The sequence below is a fragment of the Amphritea opalescens genome (genome assembly GCF_003957515.1).
Lineage (GTDB): Bacteria > Pseudomonadota > Gammaproteobacteria > Pseudomonadales > Balneatricaceae > Amphritea > Amphritea opalescens.
The window spans coordinates 220,261-240,778 of the sequence record NZ_RQXW01000006.1 but is presented as its reverse complement, the minus strand read 5'-3'; the positions used below and the strand labels follow the sequence as shown (position 1 = coordinate 240,778).

The 20,518-nt window shown below is 48.2% G+C and carries 16 protein-coding genes; 10 read left to right on the top strand and 6 right to left on the bottom strand.

The genetic code is table 11. From position 1 onward, the window contains the following. The first annotated feature begins 250 nt into the window (after window positions 1–250). The 5 genes from EH243_RS08980 to EH243_RS08960 all read left to right on the top strand — a co-directional run bounded on the left by EH243_RS08980 (window position 251) and on the right by EH243_RS08960 (window position 5,107). Window positions 251–1,189 carry a nucleoside recognition domain-containing protein gene (locus tag EH243_RS08980; RefSeq protein WP_126158311.1) on the top strand — a complete coding sequence of 313 codons (939 nt, stop codon included), beginning with the start codon at window positions 251–253 and terminating at the stop codon, window positions 1,187–1,189. 99 nt (window positions 1,190–1,288) lie between these two features. Beyond that, a complete protein-coding gene (locus EH243_RS08975; protein WP_126158310.1) occupies window positions 1,289–2,437 on the top strand; it encodes a pyridoxal phosphate-dependent aminotransferase in 1,149 nt (382 codons plus the stop codon). Further along, window positions 2,425–3,210, top strand: coding sequence for an amidohydrolase (locus EH243_RS08970; RefSeq protein WP_126158309.1), 786 nt, complete (start codon window positions 2,425–2,427; stop codon window positions 3,208–3,210). Before EH243_RS08975 ends, EH243_RS08970 begins: the two co-directional genes overlap by 13 nt. Before the next feature lie 309 nt (window positions 3,211–3,519). After that, window positions 3,520–4,740 (top strand): multidrug effflux MFS transporter, encoded by a 1,221-nt coding sequence (locus EH243_RS08965; RefSeq protein ID WP_126158308.1) that lies wholly within the window; start codon window positions 3,520–3,522, stop codon window positions 4,738–4,740. Window positions 4,741–4,849: 109 nt separating this feature from the next. After that, on the top strand, window positions 4,850–5,107 hold the full coding sequence (locus EH243_RS08960) for a hypothetical protein (RefSeq protein WP_126158307.1): 258 nt from the start codon (window positions 4,850–4,852) through the stop codon (window positions 5,105–5,107). A gap of 114 nt (window positions 5,108–5,221) precedes the next feature. Here EH243_RS08960 and EH243_RS08955 read toward each other — a convergent pair whose 3' ends face one another. Beyond that, window positions 5,222–5,989: a M90 family metallopeptidase gene (locus EH243_RS08955; protein ID WP_126158306.1), complete on the bottom strand. Its 768-nt coding sequence runs from the start codon at window positions 5,987–5,989 to the stop codon at window positions 5,222–5,224. A gap of 152 nt (window positions 5,990–6,141) precedes the next feature. After that, window positions 6,142–6,489: a carboxymuconolactone decarboxylase family protein gene (locus EH243_RS08950; RefSeq protein WP_126158305.1), complete on the bottom strand. Its 348-nt coding sequence runs from the start codon at window positions 6,487–6,489 to the stop codon at window positions 6,142–6,144. Window positions 6,490–6,877: 388 nt separating this feature from the next. Between EH243_RS08950 and EH243_RS08945 the strand changes: the two genes are divergently transcribed. From EH243_RS08945 to EH243_RS08935, 3 genes are all read left to right on the top strand, one after another. After that, window positions 6,878–7,819, top strand: coding sequence for an AEC family transporter (locus EH243_RS08945; RefSeq protein ID WP_126158304.1), 942 nt, complete (start codon window positions 6,878–6,880; stop codon window positions 7,817–7,819). A 71-nt stretch (window positions 7,820–7,890) separates the two neighbouring features. Then, on the top strand, window positions 7,891–8,820 hold the full coding sequence (locus EH243_RS08940) for an ABC transporter ATP-binding protein (RefSeq protein ID WP_126158303.1): 930 nt from the start codon (window positions 7,891–7,893) through the stop codon (window positions 8,818–8,820). A 1-nt stretch (window position 8,821) separates the two neighbouring features. Continuing rightward, window positions 8,822–9,583 carry an ABC transporter permease gene (locus EH243_RS08935; RefSeq protein WP_126158302.1) on the top strand — a complete coding sequence of 254 codons (762 nt, stop codon included), beginning with the start codon at window positions 8,822–8,824 and terminating at the stop codon, window positions 9,581–9,583. A 13-nt stretch (window positions 9,584–9,596) separates the two neighbouring features. On the opposite strand, the gene amt is transcribed toward EH243_RS08935, so the two are convergent. The 4 genes from amt to EH243_RS08915 all read right to left on the bottom strand — a co-directional run bounded on the left by amt (window position 9,597) and on the right by EH243_RS08915 (window position 17,509). Further along, window positions 9,597–12,650, bottom strand: a complete 3,054-nt coding sequence (gene amt / locus EH243_RS08930) for an ammonium transporter (RefSeq protein ID WP_126158301.1) — start codon at window positions 12,648–12,650, stop codon at window positions 9,597–9,599. A 571-nt stretch (window positions 12,651–13,221) separates the two neighbouring features. Next, window positions 13,222–13,446: a hypothetical protein gene (locus tag EH243_RS08925; protein WP_126158300.1), complete on the bottom strand. Its 225-nt coding sequence runs from the start codon at window positions 13,444–13,446 to the stop codon at window positions 13,222–13,224. 473 nt (window positions 13,447–13,919) lie between these two features. After that, window positions 13,920–14,627, bottom strand: a complete 708-nt coding sequence (locus tag EH243_RS08920; protein ID WP_241235027.1) for a response regulator transcription factor — start codon at window positions 14,625–14,627, stop codon at window positions 13,920–13,922. A gap of 47 nt (window positions 14,628–14,674) precedes the next feature. After that, window positions 14,675–17,509 (bottom strand): cache domain-containing protein, encoded by a 2,835-nt coding sequence (locus tag EH243_RS08915; protein ID WP_126158330.1) that lies wholly within the window; start codon window positions 17,507–17,509, stop codon window positions 14,675–14,677. A 477-nt stretch (window positions 17,510–17,986) separates the two neighbouring features. On the opposite strand from EH243_RS08915, the gene EH243_RS08910 reads away from it, so the two are divergent. Both EH243_RS08910 and EH243_RS08905 read left to right on the top strand, forming a co-directional pair. Then, entirely contained in the window at window positions 17,987–19,621 is a 1,635-nt protein-coding gene (locus EH243_RS08910; RefSeq protein WP_126158299.1) for an acyl-CoA synthetase, read from the top strand. A 69-nt stretch (window positions 19,622–19,690) separates the two neighbouring features. Beyond that, a complete protein-coding gene (locus tag EH243_RS08905) occupies window positions 19,691–20,191 on the top strand; it encodes a hypothetical protein (RefSeq protein ID WP_126158298.1) in 501 nt (166 codons plus the stop codon). Window positions 20,192–20,518 lie beyond the last annotated feature (327 nt).

Genomic DNA, 20,518 nt, shown 5'->3' with positions numbered 1-20,518 from the left:
AATTATGCTTAGTTAAAAGTCTTCGTTTATAGACAATCCATTGTCATGCCGACCGAAAAGACCGCTTAATTACATATAGCGTTGTGAGACTTTAGCATAAACGACTGTTTAAATCGTTGTTTGAACGGCATATTCTCTGTTTTATGGAAGGCTTTAGTAGATTAGAATCAGCGCAACGGGAAAATGGCTAGTGGTTATGCATTCAAATTATGCCGGTTTGTTAATATTAAATGGATAGTGAGAACCCCCTATGGAGCAGGTAATTACCCTGATTCTTGACTCTGGCCGTACGGCTATCGATATGGTGCTTTATGTACTATTACCGGTGATGGTCGTCATGCTCGCGTTGATGAAACTGTTAGAGAGTAAAGGTGTGTTGGGGTGGGTGTCGAATAAACTCACGCCGTTCGTGCGTTTATTTGGCATGCCGGGGCTGGGTATTTTTGCGATGCTACAGATTCTATTTGTCAGCTTTAATGCCCCAGTTGCCACCCTTGCGATTATGGCGCGGGATGGCTCTTCCCAACGCAGCATCGCCGCCACGTTAGCCGCGGTGTTGACCATGTCGCAAGCGAATGTGGTGTTCCCGATGGCCGTGGTTGGCTTAGATGTCCCTGTGATTATGGCGACCTCGATCGTGGGGGGGTTGATTGCCGCGGCGGCGAGTTACTATCTGTTTGCTCGCGCCCCCGCATTGGAAGACGACTATAGTCATGCATCCCACCTAGCACCGGAACTGCATGAGCATAAAAATGTGATTCAAACGCTGTCCGATGGTGGGCAAGAGGGGGTTAAAATTGTCTTGGCCTCGATACCGCTACTGATTTTAGCGCTCTGTTTCGTCAATCTATTGAAGGTCACCGGTGCGATCGAGTTATTAACGGCTTTGCTAGCCCCTGTGTTAGCGCTGGTTAACCTGCCTGAATCAACGGTATTACCCATCGTGACGAAGTTTATTGCCGGGGGGACCGCGATGATGGGGGTGACCATCGACCTGTTGAATCAGGGGGCGATGAGTGCCACCGATCTTAACCGGATCGCGGGGTTTGTGATCAGTCCGTTTGATCTGGCGGGCACCGCGATTCTGCTGGCGGCAGGTAAGCGAGTCGCCTCGGTCGCACGCGCCGCCATACTGGGCGCGTTAATCGGCACCTTTGTACGTGGTGTATTACACCTTATTATATTCTGAACATTGCTATGGTGGGTGCTTGACCCTCGGGCAGCCCAGACATAAAGTTGGCTCCATCGCTGATAATTTACAGCCATCCGCTAAAGGACACTCATATTCATGCAATACCCACCGACTAAACTACCTAAAGTTGGCACGACCATTTTTACCGAGATGTCGCAATTGGCGGCAGAGCATAACGCGATTAATCTCTCTCAAGGTTTTCCTGATTTTGACGGCCCCTTAGCGCTACTCGATCGAGTCACCTATTATCTTGAGCATGGTCATAATCAATATGCTCCCATGGCCGGCGTGCCCAGTTTACGTAATGCCATCGCGCTGAAAGTGGAACAGTTGTATGGCTGCCAAGTCAGTCCAGATACCGAGGTGACAGTTACCTCCGGTGCGACTGAGGCGCTGTTTGCGGCGATAGGCGCGGTAGTGCGCCCTGGCGATGAGGTGATCGTGTTCGATCCCGCCTATGATAGCTATGAGCCGGCGATTGAGTTGAACGGTGGTCGCGCTGTACATTTAGCGTTGCAAGCGCCAACGTTTGCCATTGATTGGCAAGCGGTACGTGCGGCCATCAATGACAATACTCGGATGATTATTATCAATAGCCCGCATAATCCGACGGGAACGGTTTTGTCGGCTGAGGATCTCGATCAGCTAGAAGCGCTGGTGGCGGATAGCGATATTCTGTTACTCAGTGATGAGGTATATGAACATATCTGTTTCAACGGTTCACATCAGAGCCTATTGTGTCGTCCAGCACTCGCAAAACGAGCCTTTGTGGTGTCGTCATTTGGTAAAACCTATCACACGACCGGTTGGAAGGTCGGCTATTGCATAGCGCCGGCACCCTTGACCACCGAACTGCGGAAGTTGCATCAATATTTAACGTTCTGCACCGTGCATCCTATTCAGCTAGCCTTAGCTGATTTTATGACGGACTTTCCTGAGCATTACCTTGAGTTACCTAACTTTTATCAGCAGAAACGCGATCTATTTTGTCAGCTGATTAAGGATAGCCGGTTTAGTTTTCAGCCCTCTAATGGCACCTATTTCCAATTGGTGGATTACTCGGCCATTGCGCCCGATATGGATGATGTCACCTTCGCTCGATGGCTGACCACGGATGTCGGTGTCGCTGCTATTCCGGTATCGGTGTTTTATGATGTAGCGCCACAGCAGCGCTTGGTACGATTCTGTTTTGCAAAAGACGACAACACCTTGAAACAGGCGGCGGAGAAGTTATGCAAAATCTAAAAATCACACTGATTCAACCGGATATGCTGTGGCAAAATCCGGCTGAAAATCGTCAGATGTATGAACGATTGATGGACCAGAATGCGAGTGATACGCAACTGGTGTTGCTGCCAGAAATGTTTACCACCGGTTTTACCATGGATAGTCGTTTGGCGGCCGAACCGATGGGAGGGGATACCTGCCAATGGTTGCAGCAACAGGCGATACAGCGAGGTGTAGCGATAACCGGTAGCCTCGCTGTCGCGGTGGACGATGGTTATGTTAATCGAATGATCTTTACCTTTCCCGATGGCACGCAGAGCTATTATGACAAGCGGCATCTGTTTCGGATGGCGGGCGAGCATGAGCGTTATCAGCCCGGTGATCAGCGGGTTATCGTAGAGTATGCCGGTTGGCGGATTCTCTTACAGGTTTGTTATGACCTACGCTTCCCGGTGTTTTCCCGTAATAATAATGATTACGACTTAGCGCTGTATGTGGCGAACTGGCCCGCACCCCGTCGTCAGCCTTGGCGCAAACTGTTGCAGGCACGAGCAATCGAGAACCTCTGTTATGTGGCGGGCGTGAACCGAGTAGGGCAGGATGCGAATGGGCATGATTACAGCGGTGATAGCTTGCTGGTCGATTTTAAAGGGGATCTGTTGATCGACCGAGAGCCGGGCATCCCTTTTTGTGCCACCGAGACGCTATCCGCCTCCGCGCTAACGGATTTTAATCAGAAGTTTCCTGCCTGGATGGATGCGGACTCATTCCTCATCACCGAGGCCGAGTAGAGACTGTCGATCTTTTAAACGGAATGGATTAGAAAGCTCAGTGGGCGTTTAAATGCCTGCTGATAGATCCATTGATCTCTGATAATCGTTTATCGACGTTCTACTCGATTAGATTTTACTTTAAATAATATGAATGCCTCCCCGCATGGGCATGTCTGCCTAGCAGGCATGCCTGATGGTTGACGTTTCTTACCGATATGACTGTCTAGATAAACGTTGTCTAGATAAACGTCCAGATCAACACTCACAAGTATTTTCTGGTGACAGTATTAGGCGGGTAACGGCATAGGCGTAGAAAGGATCTCAACATTGCAGCATTCGAACGTTAAAAAAATTCCCTTTGCCGAGTTTGTGGCGGTGATCGCGCTGCTTATCTCATTAGCCGCTTTGTCGATCGATTCCATGATCCCCGCGCTGGCGGATATTGGTCGTGACCTAAAGGTGGCTGACCCCAATGATAATCAGTTTGTGATTATTGCTTTCCTAGCGGGAATGGGGGTCGGTCAGTTTCTCTATGGACCGTTATCTGACTCTATTGGTCGCAAGTTATCTATTTTGTTAGGGCTGTTTATTTTTGCGGTGGGGGCAATACTGGCCATTACTGCGGATACCTATCCACAGATGTTGCTAGGGCGTGCATTGCAAGGTTTTGGGCTGGCGGGGCCAAGAGTTGTTTCCGTTGCCTTAGTGAGGGATCTTTATTCTGGTCGAGCGATGGCGCGGGTGATGTCGTTCATTATGACGGTGTTTATTTTCGTACCAATGATGGCGCCTGCATTGGGCCAGCTGGTGTTGAATGTCGCCGATTGGCGGATGATATTTACCGGTTTGCTAACGATTGCGATTGTCGCGAGTCTTTGGTTTGTGGTGCGTTTGCCCGAAACCTTGGCGGTCGAGAACCGTCGATCATTTGCGCCGAGTGCATTATGGCTTGGATGCAAAGAGGTATTGAGCAACCGCATCGCGATGGGCTTTACCTTGCTGACAGGGTTGGTCTTCGGAGGTTTTCTAGGCTATCTGAGCCTGTCGCAACCCATACTGCAAATTCAATACGGGTTGGGTGATCGATTTCCGATCTATTTTGCCATACTGGCGGGTGCTATTGGTTTTGCATCCTTTAGCAATACTCGCCTTGTCGGGCGTTATGGTATGTGGCGTTTAACGATTTTTGCGATACTCAGTATTGCGCTGAACTCGTCGATCTATGGATTGATTGCGCTTTCTTATAGCGGGCATCCACCTCTGATCTCACTATTGGTCTATCTGTTCTTGGTCTTTTTTGCCACGGGATTATTATTCGGTAATTTGAATAGCATGGCGATGGAGCCGCTAGGGCATTTAGCCGGTCTTGGTGCGGGGCTGATCAGCGCATTGTCGACGGTCATTAGCATTATCCCAGGGATGATTATCGGTAAGTTGTATGATCAAACCGTCTACTCATTAGTGGGGGGCTTTTTTGTCCTCATGAGTCTGGGGCTGTTGGTCTGCTATTGGCTGCATCGTTATGGATATCAAGACACTTCAGAGTAACGCCTCGGTTAGTTATGCAGAGGTGAGTGCCTAGTTATCTGTTTTTCAGGGTTGTTTCAGTTCCTATGCTTAATATGACTCTATATTAGCTCTCCATGAGGACGTAACCATGAATAAATTAGTTATCGCTAGTGCCGTTATGGCAACACTCGCTTTTGCCGCACAATCCCAAGCGAGTGTGGGAGATTATTCTCGCAGTGCGGTGGCTCAAGATGATTTCACCCATACCGCGACCGGTAGTGGTATGAGTAAGCATCATATGGCTGATAACAGCATGAATAAAAAATCTCATCTAAAAATGAGTAAGGATAAGCAGCAGATGTCGAAACAGGTGCTGTGGCAATGGGACGATGTTAATTATAAGTGATCTGTAACTTGATCTTATCGACGCAACGCTCGGGCTTTTTTAAAGATGATCATCAATCGCCCAAGCGTGATGGCTTATCCTTCTGTTGCATCCTTTGACGATAAAGCACCCGTATTAGGCCGGCTGCTGACGATAAAACTGGCAGAGTAAGCGATACACCTCCGGCATCTGCTGTTTCATTTTGTGCGCATCCTCAAAAAAGGTTTCACTGCACACTGCGAAAAATTCGGCGGGGTTGGTTAAGGCGTAATCATCAAGGGGTAAAGGGTGGTGCCTATGTTGATCGCGCTGCAAGCGATCCCATGCGGCGGTAAAGATATCGTGCCATTCACCTGGGCGCATATCAGGATGCATTGGCGGTGCTCCGTTGGCTCCGTCGCGTAACATATCGAGTTTGTGGGCCAGTTCATGAATCACCACATTACTTGCTTTCGTGTGACGAGCGTGGGCGCCTGTTTGACAGACGGATGCCCAAGATAAAATCACCGGGCCGCGAAGCCAGGCTTCACCACTCAAACCTGGCCCCTGCGCATGCACCACGCCATCATCAGTACGATAGGGGCGGTTAGCGATAAAGTCTCCTTCGTAAAGAATGATGCTGTACCAGTGGTCATACCAATCTAGGCCAAGGTGTAAAATTGGGACGCAGGCCATGGTCGCGATTTTAAGGCACATCACTTGGGTGAATTGAAAGTGGTCGCCTGATGCAAAGCTCTTGCGCACCATCAAACGAAAGGTCATATCTCTTAGTGCATCACGTTCAGCACCTTGGAAGCGCTGCATCACTGGCCAGTCGGCAATGGCTGACTCCCACTGTTCCTCGGTCAACCCCATTTTTTTAATGCGCTTGTTTTCTAACCAGTGATGTAGTCGCTTGAACATTGTTTGCTCTTATGTGGGGTGAATAGTTATGCCGCATCCTGTTGGAACATCTCATATAGCGCCTGAGATAAAACGCCGATGATTAACGTCCTTCTGTATTTTACGCGTACAGAAAGTGGATGTGACATAACGGTTGATCGTCTCTTGCGAGATTATAAGCCTTTTTCCTCATACTGACTCATAGCTTGCATCGCTTCGATACCATAGACCACCGAAGGGCCTCCCCCCATTAAGATCGCGACCGATACCGTTTCTGCGATCTCCTCCTTGCTCGCCCCCGCTTGTAACGCATCATGAACATGAAAGGTGATACAGCCATCACATCGAACCGTGATCGCTATGCCTAATGCAATCAGCTCCTTTGTTTTGCTGTCGAGGGCACCGGGCTTAGTGCTGGCCTCATGTAAGAGGCCAAAACCCTGCATGGCTTCGGGTATGGCTACGCCAAGTTTGTCCATCCAAGTCGTCAGTTCTTGATAGTGTTCGGGAAAGTTTTTCATGGAGTTTCTCTCTGTTCTTATGATTATTATGAAACGTTTTGCTGCTTACCCCATATCTTGAGGTCAGCACTGTCACACTAAAATAGGAGGGTAATGGTTATGGCTAAAACGAGCACTTGTCATCAGTATAGACGGTGATATTGAACAGCGAAGTTTAATCGGCAGTGCCATCTATCAGGGTTTTTTATTAGGGGGTTGTTGCTGACAAGGATGACTGGTCTCTATTTTGATAAAGATGTCATGTGTCGGCTTCAAGCCGTTTGGCTAGCGTTTGCTTATCGGTTGGGCTGGGGGATGCTTGCGCAATACAGCCATATAGCAGTATCTTATCGGCCTCAGTGTGATCGATTAATGATTTTTATGGTTTTTTTAAGGTAGCTAAATAGTTATGTTGACGATGATCGGGATTACCGCGCCTATTTTTTTGTTAATTTTGGTTGGTTATATTGCTTCCCGAGTGGGGATTATTCCCCGAGAATCATTGCCGGGTATGAGCAGCTTTGTCCTTTATCTGGCGCTGCCGGTATTAATCTTTCACAAGCTAACGCAGATGGATCTAGGGACGATTGTGGATAGCCAATACCTGATGGTGTATGCCGTCGCGGGGGTGTTGTCATTTTTTACCGTATTTTTTGTCAGCCGAATGATCCGTCGAGATAGCCTGAGTTTTGCCGGACTCAAGGGGATGGGGAGTGCTATGCCGAACAGCGTGTTTATCGGCTTTCCTGTGGCGTTACAGTTTTTCGATCAGCCGCCGACTCAGGCGTTAGTGATGTGTTTGCTTGTCGAAAATATTGTGCTGTTTCCGCTGGCGTTAGCCTTTATGGAAGCCCGTGAAGACCAAGGTGCCGATTTGAAAAAGCTGGCCACGACGGTGGCGGTTCGGTTGATGAAAAATCCGATTATCATTGCGGTTGTCAGTGGGATTCTTGTCTCGCTGATAGGGTTGCAGTTGCCTCAGTTCCTTGATCGGGCGATGCAGATATTGAATGGCTCGGCGGCACCGATGGCGCTGATTATCATCGGCGCTTCATTGGCCGGCGCTAAGGTGACGGCGAGTCTGAAAGAGGTTAGCTTAATTGCGTTTGGTAAGCTGTTGCTGCAGCCGATCATCGCGTTACTGCTGGTGATCTTTGTTGTGCCGGATATGGATCATACTCTGAAACAAGCGGTGGTTATCTTTTCGGCTTCGCCTATGTTGAGCGTCTATCCTATTTTCGGCAGTAAATATGGCCATCAGGTATTCTGCTCAGGCGTGTTGTTAATGACAACGGCGTTATCATTTTTTAGCGTGACCTTGATCTTGAGTTTACTTAGTTTGATCGTGTAATGATTGAATGACTACAGTCTGAAGCGTTCCGCGGTTACTATGTGGCCCTTATTCGATTCAGGGGGGGAATTATGCCATCCATTATCCGTGTTAGCGGACTTACCAAAACCTATGCCTCTGGCTTTAGTGCACTGCAGGGGATCGATCTAGATATTCAGCAGGGGGAAATATTTGCCCTGCTGGGGCCTAATGGCGCGGGGAAAACCACGCTGATCAGTATTATTTGTGGCATCAGCAGCCCGAGTGAAGGCTCTGTGCTGGCGGATGGTTTCGATATTGTTAAGGATTACCGGGCGGCGCGCAGCAAGATCGGTTTAGTGCCACAAGAGTTGTGTAGCGATGCCTTTGAAAATGTTTGGTCGGCGGTGAATTTTAGCCGAGGTCTGTTTGGTAAGCCGTCTAATCCGGCCTATATCGAAAAGCTACTGCGCCAACTCTCGTTATGGGATAAGAAAGATGCGCAGATGCGCGAACTGTCGGGCGGCATGAAGCGGCGAGTCATGATCGCGAAGGCACTGTCCCACGAGCCTGATATTCTCTTTTTGGATGAACCCACCGCCGGTGTTGATGTTGAGCTGCGTAAAGATATGTGGCAGATGGTGCGCGAACTGCGGGAGCAGGGGGTGACGATTATTCTCACCACTCACTATATCGAAGAAGCGGAAGAGATGGCTGACCGCATCGGCGTGATCCGCCAAGGTAAGATTCTGTTGGTTGAAGAAAAACAGGCGTTGATGGATAAGCTAGGTAGTAAGCAGTTGAGCATTCGCCTGCAACAACCGATCAGTGAGATTCCTGAGGATCTTGCTGAGTTTAATCTGCAGTTGGATGACGAGGGCAGTAATCTGTCTTACTGCTATGACAGCCGTCAGGAGGGCGATAGCATCGCTCGACTGCTGCGTAAGCTGACGAAGCAGGGGTTGGAGATTCGTGATCTTAACTCCAGCGAGAGCTCCCTCGAAGATATTTTTGTTAGCTTGGTTCATGAGAAGGAGCAGTAAGATGAATCTGTATGCTATTCGGGCGATCTATAAGTTTGAGATGTCTCGAACTTTTCGTACTCTGATGCAGAGCATTGCCTCACCGGTACTATCGACCTCGCTCTATTTTATTGTCTTTGGTACGGCGATCGGTTCGCGGATGGGTAATATTGATGGCATCAGTTACGGTGCCTTTATTATTCCAGGGCTGGTGATGTTGTCGCTGCTGAGCGAGAGTATCTCTAATGCCTCCTTTGGTATCTTCTTTCCTAAATTTTCCGGCACGATTTACGAGGTGTTATCGGCACCGGTGTCGTCGATGGAGATTGTCATCGGCTATGTGGGTGCCGCAGCGACAAAGTCGGTGACCCTGGGGTTATTGATATTGCTGACGGCCCAGCTGTTTGTTGATTACCATATTCAACATCCTGTCTGGATGTTGGCTTTCCTGATACTCACCGCCATTACCTTTAGTTTGTTTGGCTTTATTATCGGTATCTGGGCCGATGATTTTCAGAAGTTACAGGTGATTCCGTTGATGGTGATTACACCACTGACGTTCTTAGGCGGTGCGTTTTACTCGATTAGTATGTTGCCTCAGCCTTGGCAAACCCTGACGTTGTTTAACCCTGTGGTTTATCTTATTAGCGGCTTTCGTTGGGCCTTTTACGGCGTGGCGGATGTTAATGTAGCGGTTAGCTTGGGGATGACGTTGGTGTTCCTGTTGATCTGTCTGACCACTGTCTGGTGGATCTTTCGTACTGGGTACCGTATTAGAACGTAAGTTTAACGTCGTTTTATAAGGCTGTATCGGCGGGCTCCATCAATAGCGCTGAAACCTTATCGGCATCCACCGCCTTACTGAAATAAAACCCTTGATAGACATCACAGCCCTGCACGCCTAAAAAGGCGAGCTGGGCTTGGTTTTCCACACCCTCTGCGACAATCTGGAGTTCTAGGCTCTTCGCTAGGCTGATAATGGCCTTACAGATAGCAGCATCCTCTTTATTGGAATAGCATTCGCGCACAAAGGCCCGATCGATTTTGAGGATATCCACTGGGAACTTTTTTAGGTAGCTAAGAGATGAATAACCGGTACCAAAATCATCTATGGCCAGCTTAATATGGATTTCTTTTAGAGCCCGCATCGCATTGATACTTTCATCGCTATTACCGGTTAACGCACCCTCTGTGATCTCGATTTCGATTAGCTCGGGGTTGAGGCTGCGTTGTCGTAGGCACTGGTCGATATAGGGAATGAGCGTGGGTGAGTGTAGGTGATAACCAGAGATGTTAACGGCGATAGGCAGTAGCGGTAAGCCTTCATCGCGCCAATTGGCGAGCTGCTGAGTGACTTCTGAGAGCACCCACTCGCCAACGGTGATGATGAGGTTCGTGTTTTCGATGACAGGGATAAATTCGCCGGGCGACACAAAGCCATGTTCCGGATGCTGCCATCTGAGCAGTGCTTCAAAACCGACAATGTTATTAGTGACACAACAGACCTTCGGCTGATATTGCAGATATAACTGATGCTGTTGCATCGCATTGGGTAGCTCGTTTTCAATCCAAGAATGCAGTTGAGCTTCCTTCTCCATCTGAGGAAGGAATAAGCTAAAGGTGTTGCGGCCGTTATTTTTCGCTTGATACATGGCTAAGTCGGCATGTTGTAACAAACGATCGGCATTCACCTCACCGTTGATAGACATGGCGATGCCGATACTGGTGAGTACGGTTAATTCATTATTGAGCAGGGTGATCGGGTCGCGCATCACCGTTAGAATTTCGTTGGCTTTCTTGGTGGCTAATGATTCATCGAGTTGGCCGGATAAGACGATGACAAACTCATCACCACCCCAGCGGGCGACTAAATCCGAATCGCGGATAACCCTTTTGAGCCGTTTAGCCACTTCCCGCAGCAAGATATCACCGGCATTGTGCCCTAAGGTGTCATTGATCCTTTTAAATTGGTCGAGATCCAAAAACATTAACACCACGGTGCCGGGGGTTTCTGTATATTTGACGATCAGTCGTTCTAGGGTGCGCATCAGGTAGGTACGGTTATATAGCCCCGTGAGCGGATCATTATATGCGAGCAGTTTTAATCGATTTTGCAGTTTTACCTGCTTAGTAATGTCTCGGATATGCAGCGTATACTGTTTTTTAAAGGCGTTGAGATCGGTCGTTTGCGTCACAACAATCTCGGCGGGAAAGGTTTCTTTATCATAACGGGTTAAGTTGGCGATGTTTTGCCGTTTAAGGACTAAACCTTCTCCCATGGTAAATCCCTTCGCTAGGTTTTTAGCGGCGAGTTTACGTGATTCCTCTTCCATGAAGAGTTGGAAAAAATCTTCACCAAGGACGATGCCCGCGGTAATGCCAAAGCATTGTTCAGCCGCCGGATTAAAGGTGACTATCTGTGCCTGTTGATTGATGGTGATAATACAGTCCATAGCGGCTTCAAGGATGGCACCGTTACGGTACTCACTCTCTTTGAAGGCATTAAACGCACGGTCTCTTTCTTGGATCTCTTGCTGCACCTTATCGATGACGCGGTTGTATTCTTGAGCGATCTGGCCCACTTCGGTAAAGGGTTCAACGGGGACGGGGGAGGAGTAATCCGAGCGAGCCTGTTGCTGATTCATCGCCGATAATAGGTCAAATACTTCGGTAGTCACCCGGTGCTCAGAAACATTCAAACCATTGAGTTCGGCCTCTGCGGAGACTCTCAAAGGGAACTTCTTATTGATCAAACTCAGCAGTAGGTAGGCGACCGAAAAACTATACAGGCCGATGGCGGCAATACCGGTTAATTGAGACGCGAGTTGATCCGGCTTCGATAAGCCGGTGCCGAGAACGGCCGGATCGCCAAATAGAGCGACGGCGATGGTGCCCCAAATACCGGCAAACAGATGGACGGGGATAACACCAATGGCATCATCTAGTTTTAGGTAAACCAGAAAGTTGCTGCTATACACAACAATAAAACCGGCAATGCCTCCAATAAAGGCCGCTTCGACCACCGACACCGCATGGCAGTTCGCGGTAATCGCCACTAAGCCACCGAGGACACCGTTGATGATTTGCGAGATATCAATATAACCATCGGTTAAGTATTTGATCACAATGGCGGCGATGCCGCCCCAAAATGCGGCAAGGCAGGTGTTTAACAATATGCCAGGCACCGCATCGGTCCATGCGAGGGTGCTGCCTCCATTAAAGCCAAACCAACCAAACCAGACCAGTAAAGCGCCCAACATGGCAATGGGAATGTTGCTGCCGGGAATATGTCTTTTCTCGTCATTAAAACGGCCAATACGAGGACCAATCACAATGATTGCCGCGAGCGCAACCCAGCCGCCAACGGAGTGCACCATGGTGGAACCGGCAAAATCAACAAACCCCGCTAAGGCTAACCAACCGGACGTTGTCCCCGATACGATACCTCCCCAAGCCCAGTGTCCCACAATGGGGTAGATCAGTAAGCTGATAATAATAGAGGTAATAATGTAGCCGTGATAGCTCATGCGCTCAGCGACCGCGCCCGATACGAGTGTGGCTGCGGTGCCACAAAACATCATCTGAAACAGGAAAATACTCAAATCGAGTGGTGGGGCATCGTCGCCAAAGAAAAAACCATTGGTACCGATAAGACCGGCATAACTATCGCCAAACATAAAGGCAAAGCCGAAGGCCCAAAAGAGGGTGCTGGATATAATGAAGTCGGTGATGTTTTTGGCGGCAACGTTGATACTGTTTTTGCTGCGAACGAGGCCGCTTTCAAGGCATAAAAACCCTGCTTGCATCATAAATACCAGCATGGCGCCAAACAGTATCCAGAGTAAATCCATGGCAGTTGTGGCCTATGTAGAGTCAGAGGTTAAGCATTAAAGGCTAAGTTGAAAGCAAGAAACAAGCCTAGATGACATCTGACATAGTGAGTTGTCGTCGCTATATAGTCACTATATAGAGATCGAGTCTGGCACTATTAATGATTATTATGGTTTCAGTCTAGCTAAAATTTACATAGAAGAGCAGGTTTAATACTGAACAATACCTGTTGAGTGGTGTAATCGCTACTCAGTTTGTGGATGCTGCGATGGTTATGACAGGCGCTATCGGCGTGTCTTTATCAAAAAAGTAATATTGATAGCGTCAGCTTACAGTGTCGCGGTAAAGGTTAATTTAGGTCATTAATTTAGGTCGTTAATTTAGACTACAAATTAAGCCCGTTAATATAGATCGACAAGGTTGCTAAAGCTGTGTGTTTGGGAACGGTGAAGAAGGTGAACTCGGGTCGGCGATAAAGCAGAGGTTGGTGCAGGTGTTTATGCGAGTGGCAATAAAGTTGTAGTGGGTTTATGCAGCGCGGCCTGACTGGGTGCTGTGATCAGGCTCTGCCGCATAATAACAGGCATCGTTTTAATGTCCGTAAAGTGATTCAAGGCTTGGCGTGCGTTTAACCTTGAACAGACGTGCAACGGCAGCAAACAAAGAGCTCATTTTTTGCTTACGTGCAGCGCGTTTTTCAGTAATGCGTGTTTGTTCCATTTCATAAGCCATGCGCATAAAGTATTCACGCTCGGATTCAGGACGGTTTTGAGTCTGTTTGTTGTAAAGGTCGATGTAGTAGTAAGTGGTTAACATGGTTCTATTCCAATTAATGCACTAAGTTAGTGCTTTTTAGATGCGTATGTTTCTTTGTTGCATCTCGTTAGGGCGTTTCTGTATATGCGCGCAGATTATCGAGAATCGAACGCGCTAGCAAAGTATTGTTTTTCACCTAAATGATTAGTTTTTTTAACCTATAGCGGAAGTTATTGATTCTGAAGAGGCTTGAAAGGGACTGTTTTAAGGCTATAGGGTAATATTTGGTTGTTTTTTGAGCTGAGTATTATTTTTAGATGAAATTTTTTATTAAACGCACTGGTTTGGTGCTTAAGGGTTTTGCTCTTGGGCGTGGCGGGTTGTTTTTGGATTTTGCTACGGTTGTTATAAAGTCAGTGGTTGATAGAGGGGCAGGCGGGATTATTTCGAGGCAGACACTTGCCCTGGTACAAGGGGTAAGCGCAAAGAGAGGGCCTCAGGAAGTCGAGGCCTGTTATCTCGTTGATGATGGGTCAGTTGTGCCAACTGACATCGGTCGTGAGGATATAGCCGACACCATAAATGGTTTTGATGATTTCTGGGTTTTTCGGGTCCTGTTCCACTTTTTTACGTACACGGGACATTCGGACGTCAATGCTGCGGTCAAAGGGGCCGGTACTGTCCCCCATTAATTGATCGCGAGATAGGATCGTTTTAGGTGTTTTCAGTAGTTTGATGAGTAGGTCATGTTCCGCGGAGCTGAGTTCGGCCTGGCGCCCATCGGTGCTGCTTAAGCTGAGTGTTTTAGGGTCATAACTTAGATTAGCAAATCGAGCGGTACGGGTTTCATGCTTGGCCTGCGTTTCGCTGTTGGTGATACGGCGAACTAAGCTGTTCACTCGGGCAACCAGTTCTCGAGGGACAAAGGGTTTAACAATATAGTCATCGGCACCGAGTTCTAATCCTAATACTTTGTCGGGTACGCTGTTACGGCCCGAGAGTATCATGACGCCGATGCTGTGTAGCTCACAGAGTTGCTTAACCAGTTCCATGCCATCCATATCGGGTAGGCCTAGATCAATAATGCAGAGTACCGGTGGTCGGGTACGTATGGCGTGGCATGCTTGTGCGCCGGTGGTGAAGCTACGCACATGGTAGCCAAACTGCTCTAGCTCTTGGCTGACCAGTTGGCAAATGTCTTTTTCGTCATCAATAACGTAGATGATTTTATGGTTGCTCACAAATGTCTCCGTATTCGGAAAAGAGGGTGTTGCGGATAGCATTCCGCTTATCTCTTTTCACTATCCTGAAATTCCTTCTTCAAGGCGGCTAAATCAAAGGGTTTATGTAATAAAGAGAAAGCGGGATTAATCGGTCTTTCTTTGCTTTTAGGGTAGGAATATCCACTGATCAGTATGATCCTGCAATGACTATTTTGCTGATACAACCAGTTGGCAAGCTCAATGCCATTGAGATCACCGGGTAACATCACATCGGATACCAGCCCATAGATAGAGGGTAGCAAGGGGATCAGGCGCTGGGCTTCGTCGCCGCTATGGGTATCGATGACATCAAAGCCCAGCTCTATCAGTTGCTGTCGGACAAGCGAGCGGACATCAGGGTCATCTTCGACTAAGCAGATCAGTTTGCGCTGATCATCTAATAAAGGTGGTTCGCTATCGCTTTGCTGTGGCGGTGTTGGTGCGGCTTCTGACGCTTTTTGGGCGGGCAGTAGAAGGGTAATGCTGGCCCCCTGATCGGCATTGTTTTGAATATTGATATACCCCTGCGACTGTTTAACAAAACCGTACACCATACTCAGACCGAGGCCGGAGCCCGCGCCGTTGGTTTTACTCGTAAAAAAGGGCTCAAAACATTGCTCAAGTGCTTGGTCGCTGAAGCCCGATCCGCTGTCGCTGATACGGATTTGACAATACTCACCGGGTTGCACGGGTTCATCCAGCATCAGGTGCTTTGTGACCGTTATATGTTGTGTGGTAAAGCTAAGGGTGCCGCCGTGAGGCATGGCATTGCGGGCATTGAATGCAAGGTTAACTAACGCATCTTCGAGCCGGCCGGGGTCGGCAAAGGGCCACCACTCCAGGGTGTGGTTATGGTGCTGAATGGTGATCTTATCCGGTAGCGAGCTGGCCAGTAGTTCAATGGTGTTCGATAGCAGTTGTTCGAGATCGATGAGCATCGGCGATAGCGGTTGTCTCCGTGCGAACGAGAGCAGTCGGCTAGTGATGTCCGCGCCGCGGCGGGTGGCACGAATGGCCGGTTCAAGGTAGTGCTGCAGTTGGTCGTCATCGGCATAACGGTCGCCGACGGAATGTAAGTTGCCGAGAATAATCGTCAGTAGATTATTAAAGTCATGGGCGAGTCCGCCCGCCATTTGACCGACGGCGTTCATGCGTTGGGCTTCGTTTAACTGTCGTTCGGCGTTTTTTTCCGAGGTGATATCCAATGTGAGCATAAGAATGCCGTTCACCTCCTCGTTTTGGTTAAAACAGGGGATCAAGGTGCGCTTGCAGATCATCGGGTGTTGTTGGTAATGCTCGCTATATTCGCCGACGGTGGTTTGGCCGCGTAAGGCCGCCTGTAGTTGCCAGCTGAGTTGGGTGAATTGTGCTGCTCCGATAACATCCGCGAATGCTTTGTTAATCATGCTGGCTTTATTCTGTTGATAAAGGTCGGCTAGCAGTTGATTGACAAACAGGGTGTTGAACTGAGAGTCGAGGTAAGCGATTTGCGCGGGAAGGGCGTCGAGAATCTGACGTTGGCGTTGTTCTGATTGTGTCAGTGCTTCTTGGGCAAGATGCATCGACTCTGAGGCCCGTACGAGCTGTTGGTTTTTATCGGCGAGGGCTTGGGTGCGCTCTGTTACCTTGCTATCGAGGTTGTGGATGGAATCGCGCAGTCGTTCAACCATGGTATCGAAAGCATGGGCCAGTACGCCGACTTCGTCATCCCGTTGAATGCCGGTTTGAGCGGATAGGTCGCCCTTAGATACCCGTACGGCGGTATCTGCTAGCCGTTTAATCGGTTGGCTAATCCACTGGCTAAACAGTAGCATCAGCAGGAGCGCGACAAATAGGGCTATCGCGGCAATGGTGATAATGCGCTCGGCGAGTAGTTCGGCGCTACTGCGAAGTTCATCGACATAAACCGATGAGCAGATGTACCAGTCGAAGCCGGGTAGATAGCGGACCAGCGATAATTTTTCATATTGATAGTTGCCGGGATCGTCTGGCCGATCCCATTTGTAGTACAGCTCTTTACCGGTATCGGCTACCTGAATTAAGTCTTTTGCAATGGCATTACCGGTAACCGGATTGATCAACTCAGGAAAGTTACTGCCGGCGATATTCGCGTTGGGGTGGATCAGCATTTTGGTTTTGGCGTCGAAGATATATAAATAGCCCGTTGAGGCGATTTTAATCTCTTGGATGCCTTCACGCAGTTCTTTCAAGGCTTCTTGGCGCAGCTGTTGGATATCCTCATCTAAATCATCGAGATAGACACCTGAACCGATGACGAACCCCCATTGAGGGTAGTTTTTAACAAATGAAATTTTGTCTAATGGCTTTTGTGAGTCGAAACGGTTCCAAGGGTATTGGTAAAAGCCTTCACCTTGTTTTAACGCTCGGTTGATCACCTCATGCACCTCTGAGGTGCCGTCATTATGGCGAATATCGGCGGTATCTTGGCCTTGGTAGCGGGGGTCAGGGTGGGAGATTAAGATGCCGTTATAATCTGCGACCCAGATATAGTCATTATCGCCATATTTGAAATTTCTCAATTGTTCAAGGACGTATTGGCGTGCTTGTGGTTCGCTCATACCGCGATCCATGGCTTGCTGTAACGAACTGCCAAAGAAAGAGCCCGCGAGACCAACAACCGTTTGTAAGCGTTTCTTATGTGATTCCAGTGCTTGAGCACGATATTTTTCAGTATCGGCATACATTTTATTGGCCAGAGAAAACACACTATTAAGCGCGATACCACTCGCGTTGCGTTCAATATCAAAGACTTTCTGCTTGATCATCGGTACAGAGTAAAAATATACAGTGACAAAAATCATCGAGATGATCAGCAGTAGCGTTATAAAGAAGCGTTGCATTAATTTAGATCGGAAAAGCATATCAAGCGATCTCATGGGTGTGTTTATGTTGTGTCATCATTCCCAGCAATGTCAGCTGAGGCTTGCTCTGTTACATTTTGTAATAATTCAGACAAATTACAGCAATATTTAAGGACTCTACTATGCTTTAAACGCAGAAAAAATACTGTGATATATAACAATTATAATGCTGACCGATAAGCTAAGGTCGAATGAGAGTAAAGATACCTCCTCTACATCCACAGAACCATGGTCATATCGAACGTTGCCGTTCTGATATTCGTCATGCTGTTCTGTTTCTGGGTCCTGCTCCTGTAGTTTCGTATTATCTATCCTTCCCGTTATGGCGGTATCGGTTTAATTCACTATTGCTAGATTTAAACGGAATGGGCTGATTCAGGCTCATTGAATACTTTATCAGAGTGCGAGCTAGGCTGCCGCTAGGTAGTCAGTCGATAATAAGTACAGGGAATTACCATGTCTGAACAATCTAACGTTTATAACCAGTCACTCGAGCAGAATCAGGCGAACTTTGTCGCATTGAGTCCGCTGAGTTTTCTTGAGCGTACCGCCAAGATATATCCTAACCGTACGGCAACGGTCTATGGCGAGGTGTCTCGAAACTGGTCAGAAACGTATCAACGTTGCTGCCAACTAGCGAGTGCGCTGGGTAAACGGGGGATTGGCCGAGGGGATACCGTTTCTATTATTGCGCCTAATTTGCCTGAACATTTTGAATCCCATTTTGGTGTGCCGATGAGTGGCGCGGTCTTGAATTCAATCAATACTCGATTAGATTCAGAAGCGGTTGCCTTTGTGTTGCAACATGCCGAGACTAAAGTGTTGATTACCGAACGTGAATTTTCTGGGGTGGTGAAGAAGGCCCTGAAAATGATCGGTAAAAAAATTCTGGTTATTGATATCGATGATCCGACCTATGAAGGCGGTGAATTGGTGGGTGATATGACCTACGAAGCCTTTCTCTCCGAAGGTGATGCGAGCTTTACCGGTTTGAAGCCTGAAAATGAATGGGATGCGATCACACTCAACTATACATCGGGTACTACTGGCGATCCTAAGGGTGTGGTGTATCACCACCGTGGCGCCTACCTGAATGCGGTGAGTAATATTGTTTCTTGGGATATGGGCCAGCACCCGGTTTATCTGTGGACCCTGCCGATGTTTCATTGCAATGGCTGGTGTTTCCCTTGGACTATCGCTGCGGCTGCCGGCACCAGTGTGAGTTTGCGTCATGTCCGGGCGGATATGATTTTTGATCAGATTAAAACACAGCAGGTCAACCATTTCTGTGGTGCGCCGATCGTATTGAATATGCTGAACTCGGCGCCTGAAGAGATGAAGGCGGGGATTGATCATCAGGTGAAAGTGATGGTGGCGGGTGCAGCGCCACCGGCGTCTGTTATTCAAGGCATGGAAGAGCTCGGCTTTAAAGTTACCCATGTGTACGGGTTGACCGAAACCTATGGTCCATCGGTGCTATGCGCTTGGCATGAAGAGTGGGATCAATATGATGAAGAGAAAAAAGCCCGCCTGAAATCTCGACAGGGGGTGCGCGCACCGATGCTTGATGGCTTGATGGTGGCTGATCCCGATACGCTTGAGCCGGTGCCGCAGGATGGTGAAACCATCGGTGAAATCTTTATGCAAGGTAACCTGGTGATGAAAGGGTATCTGAAAAACCCGTCTACAACCGATGAGGCATTCAAAGGGGGCTGGTTCCATTCCGGTGATCTGGCGGTGTGGCATGCGGATGGTTATATCGAGATTAAAGATCGTTCTAAAGATGTCATCATTTCCGGCGGTGAAAATATCTCCAGTATTGAGATTGAAGATGTGCTTTATCGCCATCCAAAAATTCAAGATGCGGCTGTCGTGGCTCGGCCCGATGAGAAGTGGGGCGAAACGCCTTGTGCGTTTATTACCACCAGCGAAGGGGAAACCGTGACCGAACAGGAGATCATCGATTTCTGTCGGGAAAATATGGCCCACTTTAAAACACCTAAACGGGTCGTTGTGGGGGATCTGCCGAAAACCTCTACCGGCAAAATTCAGAAGTTTTTATTGCGGAATAAGGCGAAGGACCTGAAATAGCCATTGAATTATCAGGGGTTAAAGGCCACCCTTAACCCCTGAACAGCTAAGTGAGACGGGATAATAATAATGAAGATCGTCGTCATATTAACACCGGATACCTCCGGTGGTGTTGCTTGTCGGCTATTAAGTCAGCAGGCGCAGGATAGCATCCGCGAAGCGCTTAAATTACAGCGCAGTGGACAAGCGGCCAGTATCAAAATTGTTGTAATGGGACAACCGTTACAGGATTCAGAAAGACTAGGGTTACAGCAGGAGGGCGTCGTTTATCGTTATGTTCAAACCGGTGAACGAAAGCCTGATGCGATGGAATTGGCTGAATTATGTGTCGATATTATCGGTGCTGATCGGCCGGATCTGATGTTTGTTGCCCATGGTGATGCGGAGTCTCAGAGTCCCTTAGCCCATCTGTTGGCTGAGCTACTAGAGTTTAGGCAAGCGGATCATGAGTTAAGCAATGATGGTGATAACCGGACGTTGGTGATTCGTGAAATCGGAAGTGGTATGCAGGCGGTCTGTTTGTCAGCCTTGCCTAGTGCCAATAATACGTCCGCATATTCCTGCTATTAGTGGGAATTTTTTCTGAATAGGTGATTTGGAAATGGCTTGAAGCAGAAGGACGAAACGTTCTATTCTGTTTTTAGGTTTTAATGGTGGTGGCCTTTGTGGCTATGATGAGCCGTTGCCAGAGTGCGATATCTATTGTCTTGTACTGCGACGTGATTTTAAAAAAAACCGGCTCTGATGTTTAACAGAACCGGTCGGAAATATCGGTTCGCAGGGTAGGAACCAACTCGCTAACAACAGACCAAAACTCGAGTGGTCTGCTTAGGGTGCAATAGATTATGATTTCTAACAGTGAATTTGGCGATAGCATTTAGAGTCAGTGTGTTGCTC